At 69.5% G+C, this 17,750-nt stretch carries 15 protein-coding genes; 4 read left to right on the top strand and 11 right to left on the bottom strand.

Annotation, left to right across the window (positions count from 1 at the left end; genetic code table 11):
• The 4 genes from LBW94_RS43490 to LBW94_RS43475 form a co-directional block, all read left to right on the top strand.
• A partial coding sequence (locus LBW94_RS43490) for an RHS repeat-associated core domain-containing protein (RefSeq protein WP_323138053.1) occupies positions 1 to 1,732 on the top strand: 1,732 nt, incomplete at its 5' end.
• Complete coding sequence (locus LBW94_RS43485) at positions 1,729 to 2,085, top strand: hypothetical protein (protein ID WP_225060148.1); 357 nt, start codon at positions 1,729 to 1,731, stop codon at positions 2,083 to 2,085. The genes LBW94_RS43490 and LBW94_RS43485, both read left to right, overlap by 4 nt.
• Positions 2,086 to 2,405: 320 nt before the next feature.
• Entirely contained in the window at positions 2,406 to 3,434 is a 1,029-nt protein-coding gene (locus tag LBW94_RS43480; RefSeq protein WP_225060149.1) for an SDR family NAD(P)-dependent oxidoreductase, read from the top strand.
• 124 nt (positions 3,435 to 3,558) lie between these two features.
• Complete coding sequence (locus tag LBW94_RS43475) at positions 3,559 to 4,620, top strand: LLM class flavin-dependent oxidoreductase (protein WP_225060150.1); 1,062 nt, start codon at positions 3,559 to 3,561, stop codon at positions 4,618 to 4,620.
• Positions 4,621 to 4,666: 46 nt separating this feature from the next.
• Here LBW94_RS43475 and LBW94_RS43470 read toward each other — a convergent pair whose 3' ends face one another.
• From LBW94_RS43470 to LBW94_RS43420, 11 genes are all read right to left on the bottom strand, one after another.
• Positions 4,667 to 5,686, bottom strand: coding sequence for an aldo/keto reductase (locus LBW94_RS43470; RefSeq protein ID WP_225060151.1), 1,020 nt, complete (start codon positions 5,684 to 5,686; stop codon positions 4,667 to 4,669).
• A 32-nt stretch (positions 5,687 to 5,718) separates the two neighbouring features.
• Positions 5,719 to 6,957, bottom strand: a complete 1,239-nt coding sequence (locus tag LBW94_RS43465; RefSeq protein ID WP_225060152.1) for an acyl-CoA dehydrogenase family protein — start codon at positions 6,955 to 6,957, stop codon at positions 5,719 to 5,721.
• Positions 6,954 to 7,961 (bottom strand): LLM class flavin-dependent oxidoreductase, encoded by a 1,008-nt coding sequence (locus LBW94_RS43460; protein ID WP_225060153.1) that lies wholly within the window; start codon positions 7,959 to 7,961, stop codon positions 6,954 to 6,956. Before LBW94_RS43460 ends, LBW94_RS43465 begins: the two co-directional genes overlap by 4 nt.
• A gap of 25 nt (positions 7,962 to 7,986) precedes the next feature.
• Entirely contained in the window at positions 7,987 to 9,231 is a 1,245-nt protein-coding gene (locus LBW94_RS43455; RefSeq protein WP_225060154.1) for an LLM class flavin-dependent oxidoreductase, read from the bottom strand.
• The gene (locus tag LBW94_RS43450; protein WP_225060155.1) at positions 9,228 to 10,283 is read right to left on the bottom strand and encodes an aldo/keto reductase; all 1,056 of its coding nucleotides are present in this window, start codon (positions 10,281 to 10,283) and stop codon (positions 9,228 to 9,230) included. Before LBW94_RS43450 ends, LBW94_RS43455 begins: the two co-directional genes overlap by 4 nt.
• On the bottom strand, positions 10,280 to 11,320 hold the full coding sequence (locus LBW94_RS43445; protein ID WP_225060156.1) for an aldo/keto reductase: 1,041 nt from the start codon (positions 11,318 to 11,320) through the stop codon (positions 10,280 to 10,282). Before LBW94_RS43445 ends, LBW94_RS43450 begins: the two co-directional genes overlap by 4 nt.
• Positions 11,321 to 11,351: 31 nt before the next feature.
• Positions 11,352 to 12,257, bottom strand: a complete 906-nt coding sequence (locus tag LBW94_RS43440; protein WP_225060157.1) for a LysR family transcriptional regulator — start codon at positions 12,255 to 12,257, stop codon at positions 11,352 to 11,354.
• Positions 12,258 to 12,348: 91 nt separating this feature from the next.
• A complete protein-coding gene (locus LBW94_RS43435; protein WP_225060158.1) occupies positions 12,349 to 14,001 on the bottom strand; it encodes a dipeptide ABC transporter ATP-binding protein in 1,653 nt (550 codons plus the stop codon).
• The gene (locus tag LBW94_RS43430) at positions 13,998 to 14,975 is read right to left on the bottom strand and encodes an ABC transporter permease (protein ID WP_225060159.1); all 978 of its coding nucleotides are present in this window, start codon (positions 14,973 to 14,975) and stop codon (positions 13,998 to 14,000) included. Before LBW94_RS43430 ends, LBW94_RS43435 begins: the two co-directional genes overlap by 4 nt.
• A 127-nt stretch (positions 14,976 to 15,102) precedes the next feature.
• A complete protein-coding gene (locus LBW94_RS43425; RefSeq protein WP_225060160.1) occupies positions 15,103 to 16,062 on the bottom strand; it encodes an ABC transporter permease in 960 nt (319 codons plus the stop codon).
• Positions 16,062 to 17,720, bottom strand: coding sequence for an ABC transporter substrate-binding protein (locus LBW94_RS43420; protein WP_225060161.1), 1,659 nt, complete (start codon positions 17,718 to 17,720; stop codon positions 16,062 to 16,064). Before LBW94_RS43420 ends, LBW94_RS43425 begins: the two co-directional genes overlap by 1 nt.
• Positions 17,721 to 17,750: the final 30 nt, after the last annotated feature.

Genomic DNA, 17,750 nt, shown 5'->3' with positions numbered 1-17,750 from the left:
AACCTCCGGCACCCGCGACACCGTCACCCACACCCTGACCTTCACCTACACCCCCACCGGACAGGTCGCCACCCAGCAACTCGACGACCAGGCACCGACGCGGCACGAATACGACCCCACCGGACACCGCACCCGCCGCACCACCCCCACCGGCTCGATCACCACCTGGCACCACGACCTCACCGGCCACGTCACCACCATGACCACCGACGGCCACCACATCGACTTCACCCACAACCCCCTCGGCCGCACCACCAGCTGGCGAATCGGCGAAATCGCCATCCACCGCACTTTCACCGACGCCGGCCATCTCGCCACCCAGGAAGTCACCGCCTTCCCCACCCAAACCCTCACCCTCGACCACAACCCGAAAAGACCCGCACCCCACCAACTCCGCCGCGACGACTACACCTACCGTCCCGACGGCTACCGCACTACCCACACACTCAGCCGCCCCGGCACCGAAGCGATTCACCGTGAATATGATTTGGATCTTTCTGGCCGAGTCACCAGCATCTTTGCAAACGGGATCCTGAGCGAGGCATACAATTACGATCCTCTCAACAACATCACCACCGCTCTGCGCCGCTCTCTCACCGCAGACATGGCTTCCGCAGACTCGGACTCCACTGATCACCGTGAGTATCACAACAATATCTTGGTCCGAGCGGGCCGCACCCGGTACTTCTACGATCCTGCCGGGCGTCTGATACGCAGAGCTACCGCCCGATATTCTCGCAATTCTGACGTCTGGCAGTATCGTTACAACGCATTCGACCAACTCACCGATGTCTATACGCCCGACAGGCAACATTGGCACTATACCTACGACGCCCTGGGCCGCCGGACCACGAAACAGCGCCTCGATGTCGGCAGTACGGCCCTTGACCACGTCGAATACGGCTGGGATGCAACGCAGCTCGCCGAGCAGTGGGTGGGGGACCAGACAACCAGGTGGCACTACCTACCGGGGACACGCAGGCCGATAGTCGAAGTTTCGAGCCGACCAGCGGCCGCTACCCAGCTATCGGTCATCATTACCGACCCGGCCGGTTCGCCTACTGAGCTACTCGATCCGACAGACGGTGTTACTCGACTGACGGCCGATGTCCAATTATGGGGGCAAACCGCGTGGTCGGCCGCAGTTGGCACCATACTGCGATTTCCAGGTCAAATCTATGATCATGAGACCGGATTTCACTACAATTTACACCGCTACTACGACCCGGATTCCGGACGCTATCTGACCTTGGATCCGCTGGGGCTGACACCCTCGGTCAACCCGTCCGCTTATCCACGCAATCCGACGGCATGGGCGGACCCGCTCGGGCTGATACCAGACGAGTGCGAGTTTCGAGACTTCGCTCACGGCACTTCTCGGGCTTACGCAGACAACATCGTGGACAATGGACTCAGCGCTGACGCTGGAAGAGATGCTACACATGGGGGGCGTATGAGCAGACCCGGATCCTTTTTCACCCACGAGGTTGATGGACCGGATTCTCCAGGAATTCAGTCGGCGTACGAGTGGGGTTTGAGAGTGGATTCGAACTCTCCATCAACGGTGATCATCGGCAGGATTCCGGAGCAGGTCTATCAGTCATTGCTGAAAGACGGCCTGATTCAGATCAGGGAGGTGGGCGAAGGAGTACCGCTGGAAACAATTTTCCATCCGGACTCGTTCGAAGTTCTGAACCGTGAAATAGAGTGGATTGCTAAGATGACACCATGAATACGGGACCGGGCGGCTATTCCGCATCTCACATCCGCAAGACAACCTGGGGGGAATTCCTCAAACTCGACGATGGTCGATGGAAGACCACTTGGAAGCTGGTGTTCGAAACGGCTCAGGACACGCGATCCGTAGAAATATACGGCAATGACAACATCGGCTTCCGGGCGGAGCTGAAGACTTCCGGAGGTGTGGACGCCGAGCTGCTCGTATTCACGGCAGAGCAAGCAATGTCCGCAATCTATTACCCTCCAACTTTCAAGAGCTTCGGAATGGTGAACGATCTCGTTGGAGAGCTGAAAACCATAGAAGGGCATCCCAAGGAGTGGTATGCCCCATTCCGGTTGTCGTGACCAGCGAAACTCTCCGGCCTGTGGCAACACTGCCCTGGTCGCCGAGCTGAGCCGACTCGCGACCGCGTTGAAGGCACACGGCTCGGGTAACGGACGAGCCGGCGCAGGCGGGGGTCCAACCGTAGTTGCCTACGGCACGCCACTGCGAGCAGGTCGCGGGAGACGGTGAAGCCGGGACCGTGCTCGACCAGCAGGATGCTCACACCGCGGTTCGGCGGGGACTGTCGGCGTTGTGATCTCCGGCCTCGACGCTTGACTCTGACACCGGTGTGAGGGTTTAGCGTCCGGGGGTTGGTGCCGGAGCGGAGGAAGGAGTCGGGATGGCGGGCGTGGTGGTTGTGGGGGCCGGGCCGGGGATCGGGGTGGCGGTGGCGCGGCGGTTCGCGCGGGAGGGGATGCCGGTGGCGGTGGTGGCGCGGTCGGCGGAGACGGTGAAGGGGGCTGTGGAGGCTGTCGAGGGGGTGCCGGTGGCCGGGTTCGTGGCGGACAGTGTCGATGTGGCGGCGTTGCGGGCGGCGTTCGCGGGGGCGGGGCAGCGATTCGGGGTGCCGGAGGTCGTGGTGTACAACGCGGCGGTCATCCGAGCGGATGTGGTGGGGCAGTTGACGGTTCGGGAGCATCAGGAGGCGTGGGGGGTCAATGTGGTGGGGGCGATCAATGTGGCGGCGGAGATGTTGCCGGCGATGGCGGCGCGTGGGAGCGGGTCGTTCATCGTGACCGGGGGGATGCCGGAGGGGAAGGCGGAGTATGTCAGTCTTTCGCTGGGGAAGGCGGGGGTGCGGGCGCTGGTGGGGTTGCTGGACGAGCAGTTCGGGGCGGCGGGGGTGCATGTCGCCACGGTGACCGTCGCGGGGGCGGTGGCGCCGGGGGGTGATTTCGATCCGGAGGAGATCGCGGAGCAGTACTGGCGGTTGCACGTTCAGGAGCGGTCGCGGTGGGAGCGTGAGATCGTTTATCGGGGGCGGGAATTCGATGAGGGGGCGGCGGCGGTGCTGGGGGCTTTGCTCGGGGACTGGCGGGCGGCGTTCGACGGGCATCGGACCGGGGAGATGGGGGCGTTGTTCACCGCGGACGCGTTGTTCCAGGGGATGGATCGGCGGTTGCGGGTCGGGCCGCGCGAGATCGGTTCGTACTACGACGATGTCGCGGTGGGGGCCAGGGTCACGGTGGAGGTGATCGGCGCTCGGGTTGCCGGGGACGGGGTTGTCGGCGGGTTCGCCGATGCGACCTTCGTCCTGCCGGACGGGGAGGTGCGGCCGTTGCGGTTGTCGCTGGTGGTGCGGCGGACCGGGGACGGGTGGCGGATCGGTCAGTACCATGCGGCGGTGCGCGCGGGGCAGGGCGGGTGATGCGTTGCGCTCGGGCGGAATTTATTGCCGATATCGGTGATCAGTGCAGGTCAGCTGGGATTTCTCAGTCGATCGGGTGCGCCGGGGCCGGGGTGCGGCGGCGGGGTGGGACGATAATTTCCCGGTGAGCGCCGAATTCCTCTGGTACATACCGAATCAGGCCACGCCCGGCCATCGTGGCGATACGGTGGCGGCCGATCACAACAGTCTCGACACGCTCGCCGCGCAGGCCCGGTCGCTCGAGGAGCACGGGTGGAAAGGGGCGTTGCTCGGGACCGGGTGGGGGCGGCCGGACACCGTGACGGTGGCCACGGCGCTGGCGGCGCGGACCACGACCTTCGAGCCGTTGATCGCGATCCGGCCCGGATATTGGCAGCCTGCTCATTTCGCTTCCGCCGCAGCCACTCTCGATCATCTGTCCGGTGGGCGGGTGCGGGTCAACATCGTGTCGGGGAAGGACGATCTCGCCGCCTACGGTGCGGCAGAGGAGGATCAGGCCGAGCGTTACGGCCGCACCGCCGAATTCATCCGGCTGGTGCGGCGGCTCTGGACCGAGCAGCGGGTGACCTACGAAGGCACGCACTATCGGGTGACCGATTCGACGGTGGTGCCGCGGGTCGTGCCGCGGCCGGGACGGCCGCATCCGACCCTGTATTTCGGGGGCGCCTCGGCGGCCGCGGAGCGGGTGGCGGCGACGGAGGCGGACGTGCAGTTGTTCTGGGGGGAACCGCTGGCCGATATCGCCGAGCGGATCGATCGGCTGCGGGGGCTCACCGAGCGGCTCGGGCGGGCGTTGCCGCCGTTGGAGTTCGGCCTGCGGGTCACCACGCTGGTGCGGGACACCACCGAGCAGGCGTGGGCCGACGCCGAGGCGCGGGTCGCGGTGATGGCCGGTAGTCATGCCGCGCCGAAACAGGATTCACATCGGACGGCGGTGGGCCAGCGGCGGCTGTACGAACTGGCCGAGCGCGGGGACGTGCTCGACGACAATCTGTACACCGCGCCGGGGCGGGTCGGCGGGGGCGGGGCCGGGACCACCTGGCTGGTGGGGTCCGCGCAGGATGTCGCGAAATCGCTGCGGAAATATCAGGATCTGGGGATCACGCACTTCGTGCTGTCCGACACCCCGTACCTGACCGAGATCGAGCGGCAGGGCACGCAATTGCTGCCGTTGTTGCGGGACTGAGGGATTCGGCGGCCGGTCGCAACCATCGGCTGCGACCGGCCACGGTTCACGGACGCGATCCGGTGCCGTGCACACCGTGCTCGTCGATCAGGGCCAGTTCCTCGTCGGTGAGCGGCGGGAATCGCAGGGCCGCGAGGTTGTGGTCCAGTTGCGCGGTGGAACTGGCGCCGATCAGCGCCGAGGTGACCTCGGGGCGGCGCAGGACCCATTGCAGCGCCAGCTGCGCCAGCGACTGGCCGCGCGCCTCGGCGATCTTGTTCAGCGCGGCGGTGCGCTGCCGGTAGGTGTCGTCGATCACCTCCGGCGACAGGAACGTGCTGTTCTGCGCGCGGGCGCCCGCCGGGATGGCCTCCAGATACTTGTCGGTCAATAAACCCTGTGCCAGTGGCGAATACACGATCGCGCCGAAGCCCTCCCGGCGGGCGGTGTCGAACAGGCCGTTGCGTTCCGGGCGGCGGTCGTAGATCGAGTACCGGGTCTGGTGGATCAGCAGCGGCACGCCGGCCTGCCGCAGCAGACCGGCGGCGGCCTGTGCGCGATCCGGCAGGTAGTTGGAGATGCCGACGTACAGGGCCTTGCCCTGCTGCACCGCGCTCACCAGGGCGCCGACCGATTCCTCCAGCGGCACTTCGAGATCGGGGCTGTGGTGATAGAAGATGTCGACGTGGTCGGTGCCCAGGTCGCGCAGGCTGTGCTCGAGCGAGGTCAGGATCGACTTGCGGGAACCGCCGCGCAGATAGGGGCTCGCGCCGATCGGGTTGCCCGCCTTGGTCGACAGGATCAACTCGTCGCGGTACCGGGCCAGATCCTTGGTGAGCACCGCGCCGAAGGTCTGCTGGGCGGCGCGATGCGGCGGGCCGTAACGGTCGGCGTTGTCGAAGTGGCTGATGCCGAGATCGAAAGCGTGCAGGATGATTTCGCGCTGGGTGGCGAACGGGTAGTCGGCGCCGAACTTCTGCCACAGGCCGAACGAGAAGGCCGGCAGATCCAGCCCGGAGGCGCCGCTGCGCCGGTAGGGCAGCTGCTCGTAGCGGTCCGCCGCGGCGGTGTAGGGACTTTCGGTCATCGGGGTCCTCTCGGATCGGTGGGGCCGGACGGTCAGAACAGTCCGGTGGTCGGTGGTTCTTCCCCGGTCAGGTGGTAGGCGCCGGCGACGGCCAGCTTCCACTGCCGCGGATTGTGATTGGCGACGGTGCGGGCGTTGCGCCAGTGCCGGTCGAAGCCCAGGGTGCGGTCGGTGATCGAGCCGCCGCCGACATCGAACAGCAATTCCGAGGCGGCGAGGGCGGATTCGGCGGCGGTGACACCGGCCTGGGCGACCTCCACCGCGGCCGCGGCACGAGCGGCGCGCGCCTGCGGGCCGGTGACGCCGCGCACCTCGGACAGGGTTTCGGCGGCCAGCAGCACGACCGCGCGCGCCGCCCGCGCCAGGGTCGCGATCCGGCCGACCGTGTGCCGGACGTAGGGGTCGTCGGTGCTGCGGGTCGCGGAACTGTGCTTGATCGGCCGGGCCCGCTCCCGGGTGTAGGCGACCGCGTCGTCCAGGGCCCGCGCGGCGATTCCGGCCTGCACGGCGGCCAGATACAACTGGGCGAACGAACCCTGCCAGGGCTGCGCCGGCGCCGGGTCGCCGACGCCGGTCACCTCGTCGGCATGGATCCGCACCTCGGTGAAACGCGTGGTGCCACTGGCGGTCAGCCGCTGGCCGACGGCGTCGAAATCGTCGAGCCGCTCCAGGCCGGCGCGATCGATGGGCACGGTGAACCGGATCAGGGTGCCGTCCTCGGCGACGGCCTGGGTGGAGAACCACGAGGCGTACAGGCCGCCGGTCGAATAGTACTTCTCGCCGTTGACGATCCAGTCCTCGCCGGCACGTCGCGCGGTGGCGTTGGTCTGCCCGCTGGCCCCACCGGTGCGCTCGTTCGCCGTGCCCGCGAACAGATCTCCGTGCCGCAACCGCTCCAGCACGGCGGCGCGATGCGGCAGATCGGCCCGGTCGGCCACCTGGTTCGCGATCAGGAATGTACTCCGGAGAGCTTGCGCCACACTGGAATCCGCGCGAGCCACCGCGATCACCAGCTCGGCCACCGCCCGCACCGAACCACCGGCGCCACCGTCGTGCCGCGGGATGCCGGTCAATGCGACACCCGCGGCCCCGAGCGCTCGTACCTCGGCGAACGCGTACTCCCTGGTCTCCTCCCGGGTCCGGGCGGACTCGCCCAGTCGCCGGAGGATCGGCTCGATCGCGGTGTGGATCCCGGTCACCGTGGGCGCGGACCCGGCGGAATCGGTCGGTCCTGCCACCGTCGCCCCCTCCTCCGGATATACTGCGGTCATCGCGGCACCGCCGCGGTCTCGTACAGGCCCAGCGAGGCCCGCAGGGTCGCTGCGGGCGAGGCGGCCAGCAGCGGTACCAGCTCGCGCACCAACGTCAGCAGCGCCTCCGCTCCCCCGGCGGTCGTCGGCTCGAGGCCGTCGAGCCGGTGGGTGGCCGCCCACTCGGCCAATTCGTCGGCTACTACTCGTGGATCACGGCCGAGGTCCACCGCCACTCGGCCGATCAGCGCGATCCCGGTGCGCCGCCGGTCCACCCGGTCCAGCGCCTCGGTCAGCGCGGCGTCCGCACCGGCGACCACGTCGGCCTCGACAATCACCACGTCCGCCGCGCCCGCGACGACCGCCCAGCCCAGTTCCGCCGGATCGGTGGCCGCGATCACCGGACGACCCTGCACCGACGACGGCCCGTCCAACGGGCCCGCGACCCGATACCCGCGGCCGTCGTGGTCGATCGCGGCGATCAGCGCGTCGTCGGCCACCAGGGCACGTTCCGCATCACCTATCAGCGCGACCCGAGGGAACGACTCCCACAGGCGGGCAAGGATTCTCGCGTACTCCGCCCAGCGTTCCGCGGCGGTGAGCGCAGTCGGGTCCGGCGTCGTCGCATCGCTGACCTCGTCGCCCGCGCCGGGCCGCAGCACCACGCCGGTGCGACCCGCGGTGGCCCGATCGAACGACAGGATCCGCCGGGCCGCGTTGTAGGGCGCGTTGTGGGTGGTGGGCAGGTCGACCAGGTAGCCGAGATCGCCGACCACGCCCGCCAGATAGGCGCCCGCGACACTCGGATCGAGGGCACGCCGCTCACCCGCCCGTTCCGGCAGCCGCAGCGCCGCCACCCCCGCCTCGCGCGCTGCCGCCGCAATGGCCACCGCATCGGACAGCGATACCGGTTCCGGTGGCGTGGCCGTATCCACCGCGGATGCCGTGCCGTCCGCCGCCGGCGCCGAGCGCGGCGGAAAATCGGCGGCCCCGACGGCGAGGTCGATCAGGATCGGGATGCCCATGGTGGTACCTCTCGGTCGGATGCGCTCATCGGGCGGCCTCCAGTGGGCCCCGATCCCACACGCCGGTCGGGACGGCGGGCAGGCCGAGGCCGAGATGGCCACGCAGCGTGGATGTTTCGTACTCGCTGCGGAACAGTCCGCGGCGGCGCAGTTCCGGGACCAGCTGATCGGCGAAATCGTCGAAGCCGGAGGGCAGTACGTCCGGCATCACGTTGAAACCGTCGGCCGCGCCGGTGCGGAACCAGTGCTCGACGTCGTCGGCGACCTGCTCGGGAGTGCCGACCACGATGCGGTGCCCGCCGCCGCCGGAGAGCTTCTTCAGCAACTGCCCCAGCGTCGGCCGCTCCCGGTCGATGATGTCCTTCACGACCCGGTAGAAGGTCTGGGAGCCACCGGCATCGTCCGGATCGGGTAGCCGGTCGGCGGGCAGGGGTTCGTCGTCGGCGAGACCGTCCAGCGAGATGCCGAGTTGGCCGGCGAGGCGGGCTCGCGCGTAGGCGTCGGGGAGCAGTTCGTCCAGCAGTTCCCGGCGGCGGGCCGCTTCGGCCTCGGTGCTGCCGAGGACGGTGGACACTCCGGGCAGTACCACGATGCCGTCCGGGTCGCGGCCGAATTGCCGTGCGCCCTCGCGTAGTTCGGTCCGGAACGCGCGTGCCGCGACGATGTCCTGTTCGGCGGAGAAGATCACCTCGCCGATCCGCGCCGCCAGCCGCTTGCCGTCGCTGGAACCACCGGCCTGCACCACCACCGGACGGCCCTGCGGCGACAGGTATTCGGTGCGTTCGGCCCAGGTGGTGACGACGCGTTCCACGAATTCGGCGGCCCGCCGGTAGCGCAGGCCGTGCTCGGGTTCGCCGGCGCGGCCGAAGTTGCGGGCCGCGCCCGGCCCGGCCGTGGTGACCACGTTCCAGCCGAACCGGCCGCCGCTGAGATGGTCGAGATCGCCCAAGCGCCGGGCCAATTCGACCGGATCGTTGTAGGACGAGGACAGCGTGCCGATGAGCCCGATGCGCTCGGTCTGCGCCGCGATCCGGGCCAGGACGGTGGTCGGTTCCAGATTGTTGCCGGGCCGGTGCCGGACGCTCGGGTCCAGTGACGGTCCGTCGGCGAGGAATACCGCGTCCAGGGTGGCCTGCTCGGCCTTGCGGGCGATCGCGGTGTAGTGCTCGACGGTGTAGGCCGCGAGCGGATCCGTGCCGGGGAAGCGCCACGAGCCGCCGAAGACACCGGCGTTGAGGATGTTGACGTTGAGGTGCAGTCGCCGGCTCATCCGGCCCGTCCCGCCGCGACCGGTGTCCGGCGCAGCGCCGGATCGGCGAGCGCGCCGGGGATCTTGCCGGTGTCGCGTTCGTGGAAATACGTTCCGGGCGGGACGATCTCGTCGATCCGATCGAGGATCTCCGGCGTGAGCTCGACCTCCGCGGCGCGGAGGTACGCATCCAGGTGCTCGCCGGTGCGCGGGCCGATGATGATGCCGGAGACGTCCGGATGCGCGGCGACGAAACCGACGGCGAGTTCGATCAGACTCAGCCCGGCCTCCTCGGCGAGCCGGGCCAGCGCATCGGCGGCGGCCAGTTTGCCGGCGTTCGCCGGGGCGCCGATGTCGAAGCGGCCGGGGATCAGCTCCGCGCGCCGCGAGGCGGGTTGCGCGCCACCGAGCCGGTAGTCGCCGGACAGCCAGCCCGCCGCCAGCGGACCGTAGGTGAGCACCCCGAGGCCGTATTTCCGTGCGATCGGCAGGGTTTCGCGTTCGATGCCGCGGACCAGCAGCGAATAGGGCACCTGTTCGCTGACCGACCGGCGCAAGCGGCGGCGGTCGGCGGCCCACTGCACCTCGATCAGTTCGGCCGGGGAGAACACCGAGGTCCCGTAGTAGCGGATCTTCCCCGCGCGCACCAGATCATCGAGCGCGCCGACGGTTTCGTCGACGGCGGTGACCGACTCCGGCCGGTGCACCTGATACAGGTCCAGGTGGTCGGTGCCCAGCCGGCGCAGCGAATCCTCCACCGCGCGAACGATCCAGCGCCGGGAGTTGCCGCGATGGGAGGGATCGTCGTCGACCGCGTTGTGGAACTTGGAGGCCAGGATCACCCGGTCCCGCCGACCGGCCAGGGCCCGGCCGACGATGGTCTCCGATTCGCCGCGGGAATACGTGTCGGCGGTGTCGATGGTGTTGATCCCGGCGTCGAGGGCGCGGTGGATCAGCGCGATCGCCTCGTCGTGACTGGTGTTGCCGCGGGCCCCGAAGTTCATGGCGCCCAGCACCAGTGGGCTGATCCGCACCCCGGTACGGCCGAGGGTACGCAGGTCGGACAGGCTCATCGGCGGGCTCCCGGAACTCGGCGGCGGAGGGTGGAATCGGTCAGCGCGGGCGGCAGATAGCCCTCGTCGGCGGCGTTGACGGTGACGCCGGGGGCGACGATCTCGTCGATCCGGTCCAGCACGTCGGCGCTCAGGCGCACGTCGACCGCGCCGAGCTGGCTGTCCAGCTGGTCGAGGGTGCGGGGCCCGACGATCACCGTGCTCACCGCGGGATGTTGCAGCACGAACGCGAGCGCGAGGTGTACCGGCGACAGGCCCGCCTCGTCGGCCAGCTTCGAGAGTTCCTCCGCCAGAGCGCGTTTGCGCTGATTGACCGGCAGCGCCGGATCGTGCCGATGCGGCTGGCGATCCAGCCGGGTGGAGGCGGGCGCGTCGGCGCCGCTGCGGTACCGGCCGGACAGCCAGCCACCGGCCAGCGGACTCCAGGTGAGCACGCCGAGTCCGTAGCGCTGCGCGATCGGCAGGGTGGCGCGTTCGGCGCCGCGGGCGAGGATCGAATACGGCGGCTGCTCGGTCACCGGGCCGCGCAACTGCCGGTCGGCGGCGATCCACTGCGCCTCCACCAGCTGATGCGGTTCGAAGGTGGTGGTGCCGTAGTAGCGGATCTTGCCCGCGGTGACGAGATCGTCCAGGGCCCAGAGGGTTTCCTCCAGCGGCACGGCAGGATCGGGCCGGTGCACCTGGTACAGGTCGATGTGGTCGGTGCCGAGCCGGCGCAGGCTGTCCTCCACCGCGCGCAGGATCCAGCGCCGCGAATTGCCCTGCGCGTTCGGGTCGGCGCCGATCTGCCCGTGGAACTTCGTGGCCAGCAGCACGTCGTCGCGCCGCCCGGCCAGGGCCCTGCCGACGATTTCCTCGTTCTCACCTTGGGAATACACGTCGGCGGTGTCGACGACGGTGATGCCGGCGTCCAGCGCACGGTGCACGATCCGGATCGCGTCGTCGTGATCGCGATTGGCCCAGGCGCCGAAATTCATGGCGCCCAAGGTGAGTGGGCTGACCAGCACTCCGGTCCGGCCCAGATGGCGGGAGGTCACAGTGTGCCCTTTCTTGTCGGGAACGACGGTGTCACGCTGCCGGTCGCAGCGGTTGGGCGAGCGAGCGCAGCATCCGGATCGCCGCGGCCACCGCCGGGCGTTCCAGCGAGGCCTGCCGGTAGGTCACCGCGACCTGCCGGATACCGTTGTCGACGGTGCAGGCGATCAGGGGCCGATGCCGGTCGGCGACCGACATGTCGGGCACGATGGCCGCGCCCAGCCCGTGCTCGACCATCTCGGCCATCCCCTCGAAGCTGCTGCTGCGGTGCTCGATCCGCGGCGCGAAACCGGCCTCGCGGCAGGCGAACAGCACCGAGGCCACCGAGGGCGCGCCGTCCAGCGCGGCGATCCAGTCGGCGTCGCGCAGCACCCGCAGCCCCTCCTCACGGGCCCGCTCCAGCCACTGCGGCGGCGCCAGCAGCACCAGCGGATCGCTGAACAGGTACTCCGACGCCAGGCCCAGCGGCAGATCGCGGGCGCGGAACGAATACGAGTAGGTGACGGCGAGATCGACGTCCTGCTGCCGGACCGCCGGAATCGACTCGACCGGCCGCAGCGCCACCAGCCGGACCCGCAGGCCCGGGTGGTCGGTGCGCAACCGCACCGCGGCGGGCAGCGCCAGCCGGGTCTGCGCGGTCCGGAAGGTGGCGACGGTGAGGGCGCCGGTGACCGCGGCCGAGGTGGCGGCCACCGCGGATTCGGCCTCCTCCAGGGCGGCCACGATCCGAGAGGTGTGATCGACCAGGACCCGCCCGGCGTGGGTGAGCCGCAGCACCCGGCCCTCCCGCCGGGTCAGCACGATGCCGACCTCCTCCTCGAGGATCCGCAACTGCTGCGACACCGCCGACGTGGTGATGCCGTGCAGCTCCGAGACCGCCGTCATCGTCGAGTGCTCGGCCAGATCACGCAGCAGGATCAACCGCCGGATGTCGTACATGTGTCCTCGTTTCGAATGCGCACCTCCGGTGTTCATCATCGGAATCCGCAACCGTCGAGGAAATCCTTACGATCAGGGCGATTCTGTGCGGTCATGGTTGCGGCACCGGCACCGGGGCGGGCACCGCGGCCAGCAGCGTCCGGGTGTACTCGTCCGCGGGTGACTCGAATACCGTTGCCACCGAACCCGATTCGACGACCCGGCCGCCGCGCATGACGGTGACGTCGTCGGCGATCAGGCGCACCACACCCAGGTCGTGGGTGATGAACAGATAGGTCAATCCGTGCTCGGCCTGCAAGTCCACCAGCAGTTGCAGGATCTGCGCTTGCACCGACACGTCCAGCGCCGAGACCGCCTCGTCCAGCACCAGCACCCGCGGCCCGGCCGCCAGCGCGCGGGCGATGGCCACCCGCTGCCGCTGCCCACCGGACAGCTCCGCCGGCCGCCGCCGCAGGTGCGCCCGATCCAGCGCCACCGCGTCCAGCAGCGCGGCCACCCGCCGCTGCCGCGCCACCCGATCCGGCAGCAGCCCGAACGCCCGCAACGGCTCGGCGATGATCCCCGCGACGTCGAAACGCGGATCCAGCGAGGTGTAGGGGTTCTGGTAGACCAGCTGGATCTGCCGCCGCAACGGCCGCGGCCGCCGCCCCGGCCCGTCGGCCCGCGCACCGTCGAGCCACACCCCACCGCTGTCGGGCCGCGCCAGCCCCACCACCAGCCGCGCCACCGTCGACTTCCCGGCCCCGGACTCCCCGACGATCGCGTGCGTGGTCCCCGCCCACACCCCGAGCGACACCTCGTCCACCGCCCGCACTCCCCCGGAGAAACTCTTGGACAGCGCGATGAGGCGGAGCAGCGGACCGGTGGCGGGCTCGGCCGCCACCCGGCCGGCCGACGGGTGCCCTGCGAGGTCGGCGGCGGGCTGTGCGGTGCCGCCCGGTGAGGGCTGCAACCGGCCGGTGTGGGCGGCGGGAGCCGCCGCCACCAGGCGTGCGGTGTACTCGTGGCGAGGTGCGGTGAGAACCTGCGCGGCGCTGCCCTGCTCGACGATGCGGCCGTGCTGCATCACCAGCAGCCGGTCGGAGCGTTCCGCGGCGACGCCGAGATCGTGGGTGACGAACAGGACGCCGAGACCCAGGGTTTCCCGTAAAGCACTGAGCCGGTCCAGGATTTGCTTCTGGACCGTGACATCGAGGGCCGAGGTGGGTTCGTCGGCGACCAGTAGCGCCGGATCGTTGGCCAGTGCGATCGCGATGAGAACGCGCTGTTTCATCCCGCCGGACAGCTCGTGCGGATACTGCCGGTACACCCGGGCCGGATCCGCCAGCCCGGCCGCGGCGAGTTTCTCGATCGCCAGTTCGCGGCCGGCGTCGGCGCGGCGGTGCAGGCGCAATGCCTCCAGTACCTGGCGTCCGGCGGGCTTCACCGGATTCAGCGAGGTGCCGGGGTCCTGCGGCACGAAGCCGACCACCGGTCCGCGCACCCGCGCCAGCCGCCGATCGCTCCACCGCGACACCTCCTGCCCGCCGAGTTCCAGTGCCGCGGAACGCACCTGCGCGGTCGGCGGCAGCAGGCGCAGCGCGGCGTGCACGGTGGTGCTCTTGCCGGAGCCGGATTCGCCGACGACGGAGACGAATTCACCCGCCGCCACCTCCAGCGACACCCCGGCCACGGCGGCCGCGGGCGCACCGCGATAGTGCACGCTCAGATCGCGAATCCGCAGCAGCGGTTCGGTATTCGTCATCGCCGCTCTCCCAGCGCCCGGCCGATACGGTTGACGGACAACACCACCACGGCGATCAATACGCCGGGGCACAGCGCGATCCACGGATAGGTGGCCAGGAAATCGCGGCCCTCGGCGACCGCGAGTCCCCACTCCGGTTGCGGCGGCGGAGCGCCGTAGCCGAGGAACCCCAGCGCCGCGACCGCGAGGACCGCCGACCCGCATTCCAGCGCGGCCAGCGACAACACGGCCCGGATCGAGTTCGGCAGGACGTGCCGGAACACCACCCGCCCGAACCCGGCCCCGGAACCGTAAGCGGCATCCACGAAGTCGCTGCCCGCCACCGTGAGCACCTGCGCGCGCATCACCCGAGCGAACGACGCGACCGCCGAAACACCCACCGCCACCGCGATGTTCACGGTGCCGTAGCCGAGCGCGGTGACCACGGTCATGGCCAGCAGCAACCCCGGAATGGACAGCAGCACATCGACGCACCGCATGATCGCCGCATCCGGCCGCCCCCCGGCGATACCGCTGAGCAGCCCGATCAGCGACCCGATCAGGAACCCGATCGCGACCGCCAGCACGGTCGCGCCCAGCGTGGTCGAAGTCCCGTAGATCGCCCGCGCCAGCAGATCCCGGCCGAGCCGATCGGTCCCGAACGGATGCGCGAGCGACGGCGGCAGGAATCCGGCATCCGGATCCCCGTCGTTCGGCCCCTTCCCGGTGAACCAGGACGGCGCCAGCGCCCACCCCAGCACCACCAGCACCAGCAACCACGCCACCGCCGGCCCCGGCCGAGTCCGGACTGTCCGCAGCAGCGCAACCGCTCGGTCACCGAGCAGCCGTATCCGGCCGGCCCCCTCCTCGGCCGTCGTCGAATCCAGCTGTGCCGCTTGCGATTCTTCGCCGGCCGCCCGGGATTCGTCGAGTGTGGCGACCACATGTGCCTCGGGAGCGAGCAGGGGTCCTGCCTCCTGATGCTTGCCGCTCATGCTGCCTCCATTCGGTGCGGTCGGGGACGTTCGCGGTGATGCTCGGTCACCGCCGGTGGCCGGTGATCGCTCGTGCGGTGCCGGTTGGGCATGCGCGGACGGCCTGCGTGGTGACGCTGCGCTCCGCTCATGCCGGGCTCCTCGTGTACAGGCGGGTCCGCAGGCGCGGATCCAGCAGTGGGTAGATCAAGTCGACGGCGAGGTTCACGATCACGAATACGAGGGCGGCCAGCACTACCGCGCCCTGGACGACGGCGACGTCCTGGGTGCGGACCGCGGTTTCGGTCAGGCGGCCCAAACCCGAACGGGAGAAGACGGTTTCGACGATGACCGCGCCGGCGAGCAGGTTGCCGAAGGTGACGCCGGCGATGGTGAGTGCGGGCAGGGCCGCGTTGCGCAGGACCTCGCGGACCAGAACCCACAGGCGGGTGGCGCCTTTCGCCAGCGAGACCGTCACGTAGCCGGAGTGCAGGCCGCTGTCGAGGTTCTCCAGCAGCAGGCGGGCGATCGGGGCGGAGACCGGGATCGCCAGCGTCACCGCGGGCAGCACCAGGGTGGCGAGGCCGTCGTTGCCGATCGGCGGGAACCAGCCCAGGCGGAACGAGAACACTTGCAGCACCGCCAATCCGACCAGGAAGACGGGTACCGACACCCCGGCCGCGGGCAGGGTGGCGAAGAATTCCGCCAGCCAGCGGCGGCCGGTGTAGGCGGCGATCAGCGCGACCGTGGTCGCCAGGGCCACCGCGAGCAGCAGGGCCACCACCGCCAGCAGGGCGGTCTGCGGCAGGACGCCGACGATCATCGACCAGGCGTCCTGGCCGGTGCGGGTCGAGCGGCCGAAATCGCCGTGTACCGCCTCGCCGAGCCGATGCAGGTACTGGCCCCCCAGCGACCGGTCCAGCCCGTAGTAGACCCTCGCGTTGTGCTTGTCCCCGGCGGTGACCAGATCGCCCTGGGCAGGGTCGAACAGCAGGTCCACCGCGTCGTAGGGCAGCACGTACAACAGCGCGAACGTGACGGTGTAGGCCCCCCACACCACGAACACGGCCTGGGCGATCTTCGCCGCCACATAGCGCAGCACCGGCATTACCTCGGATCGATCCAGGTGTCGTAGAACACGTTTCGTGATTGCGCCTCGTAGCCGACGTTGTGCACCTTGGGGCTGACCGCGGTCACCTGGGCCGGGTTGTACACCGGGACGGTGAGCACCTGCTCGTCGAGCAGGAACCGCTGCGCCTCCTCGGCGGCCTTCGCCCGTGCCGCCGGATCGAGGGTCTTGCTCAGCGCGCTGAGTTTCGCGGTCGCCTCGTCGGCGAGCGGGGTGCCCGGGGTCAGCTTGGCCATGTTGCCGTACTGCGGCGAGTACACCTGTTCCAGGACGGCGATGTCGGCGCGACTCTGGTTGGCGGCCTGGATGTTCCACCGGCCCTGCTGGGTGCTCGCCGCGGTGTAGTCCGGGATGGGCAGCACGTTCAGTTGCAGATCGATGCCGATCTTGCGCAGGTCCTGCTGGATCAGCTGGTAGGCGGGCTTGTTGTTGACCAGGTTGTCGATGCCGAGCAGATCCAGTTGCAGCCGCTTGCCGTCCTTGACCCGGATACCGTCGGCGCCCTTGTGCCAGCCGTCGGCCTCCAGGAGCTGCCCTGCCCTGCCCTGGTCCTCCTTCAGATCGGCGGAGAAGTCCACGTAGCCGGGAACCCGTTGCGACACCACCGAACTCGACACCTTGTAGCTGGAGGTGAGCACCGTCTTCACCAGTGCGTCACGGCTCCAGCCCCATTGGACGGCCTGGCGCACGGCCTTGTCGTCGGTCGGGAAGCGATCGGTCTTCAGGTCCAGCGCGATGTCACGGCCCGGGATGAGCTGCGGCACGATGCGATAGCCCTGCGCGCTCAGCGGCGCCTCGTCGGTGTTGTTGACGTCCAGGATGGCGTCCACCGTGCCGGCCCGCAGCGCGCCGGTGCGGACCCCGGCCTCCGGGATCACGTCGATCTCGACGGTGTCCAGGTACGCCTCACCGTTGTGCTTGCGGCTCGCCGGGGCCCAGTGATACCCGGCGCGCTTCTTCAGCACCGTCTTCTGCTGGTAGATGTGCTCGCCGAGGGTGAACGGCCCGGTGCCGACGATGTTCCGCGGCAGGCTGCGCTGCTCCTTGGACAGCAGCAGCGTGGAGTGGCCCAGGATGCCGGAGAAGTACAGCGACAACGCCTGCGGGAATCCGGCGCTGGGCCGGTCGAAGCTCACCCGCACGGTGTGCGGGTCCAGCACGTCGGTGCCCTGGTACCCGACCCAGTAGGCGGTCACCGGCACCACACCCAGCGCCTTGTCACCGCGGCCGAGCAGGTCGAAGTTCTCCTTCACCGAGTTGGCGTCGAATGTCGTTCCGTCGCAGAAGGTCACGTCGTCGCGCAGGTGGAAGGTGAACTGCGTGAGCGCGTCGTTGTACTCCCACGACTTCGCCAGCCACGGTTCCAGCTGCCCGGTCTGCGGGTTCTGGTAGATCAGCTTGTCGGTGATGTTGCTGGTGATCAGCGATTCCGGATACGAACTGCCGGAGTGCGGGTCGAGGTTGGCGGGGGCGTCGAGCACCCCGAACCGCAGCGTGCCGCCCGCGACCGGGGTGGCGGTGTCGTCGCTCGCGCTGGTGACCCGCTGCGCCGGGGCGGCGCAGCCGGCCAGCGCCGCCGCCGTGAGCAGGGCCGCGGCGAACGCGCCGACTCGATATCGAAGGTTGGTGTGTAGCATCACGTTTCGTTTCGGATGGATGAGACGAAT

Source organism: Nocardia sp. alder85J (assembly GCF_020176955.2).
Lineage (GTDB): Bacteria > Actinomycetota > Actinomycetes > Mycobacteriales > Mycobacteriaceae > Nocardia.
This window is presented reverse-complemented; position numbering and strand designations above follow the sequence as displayed.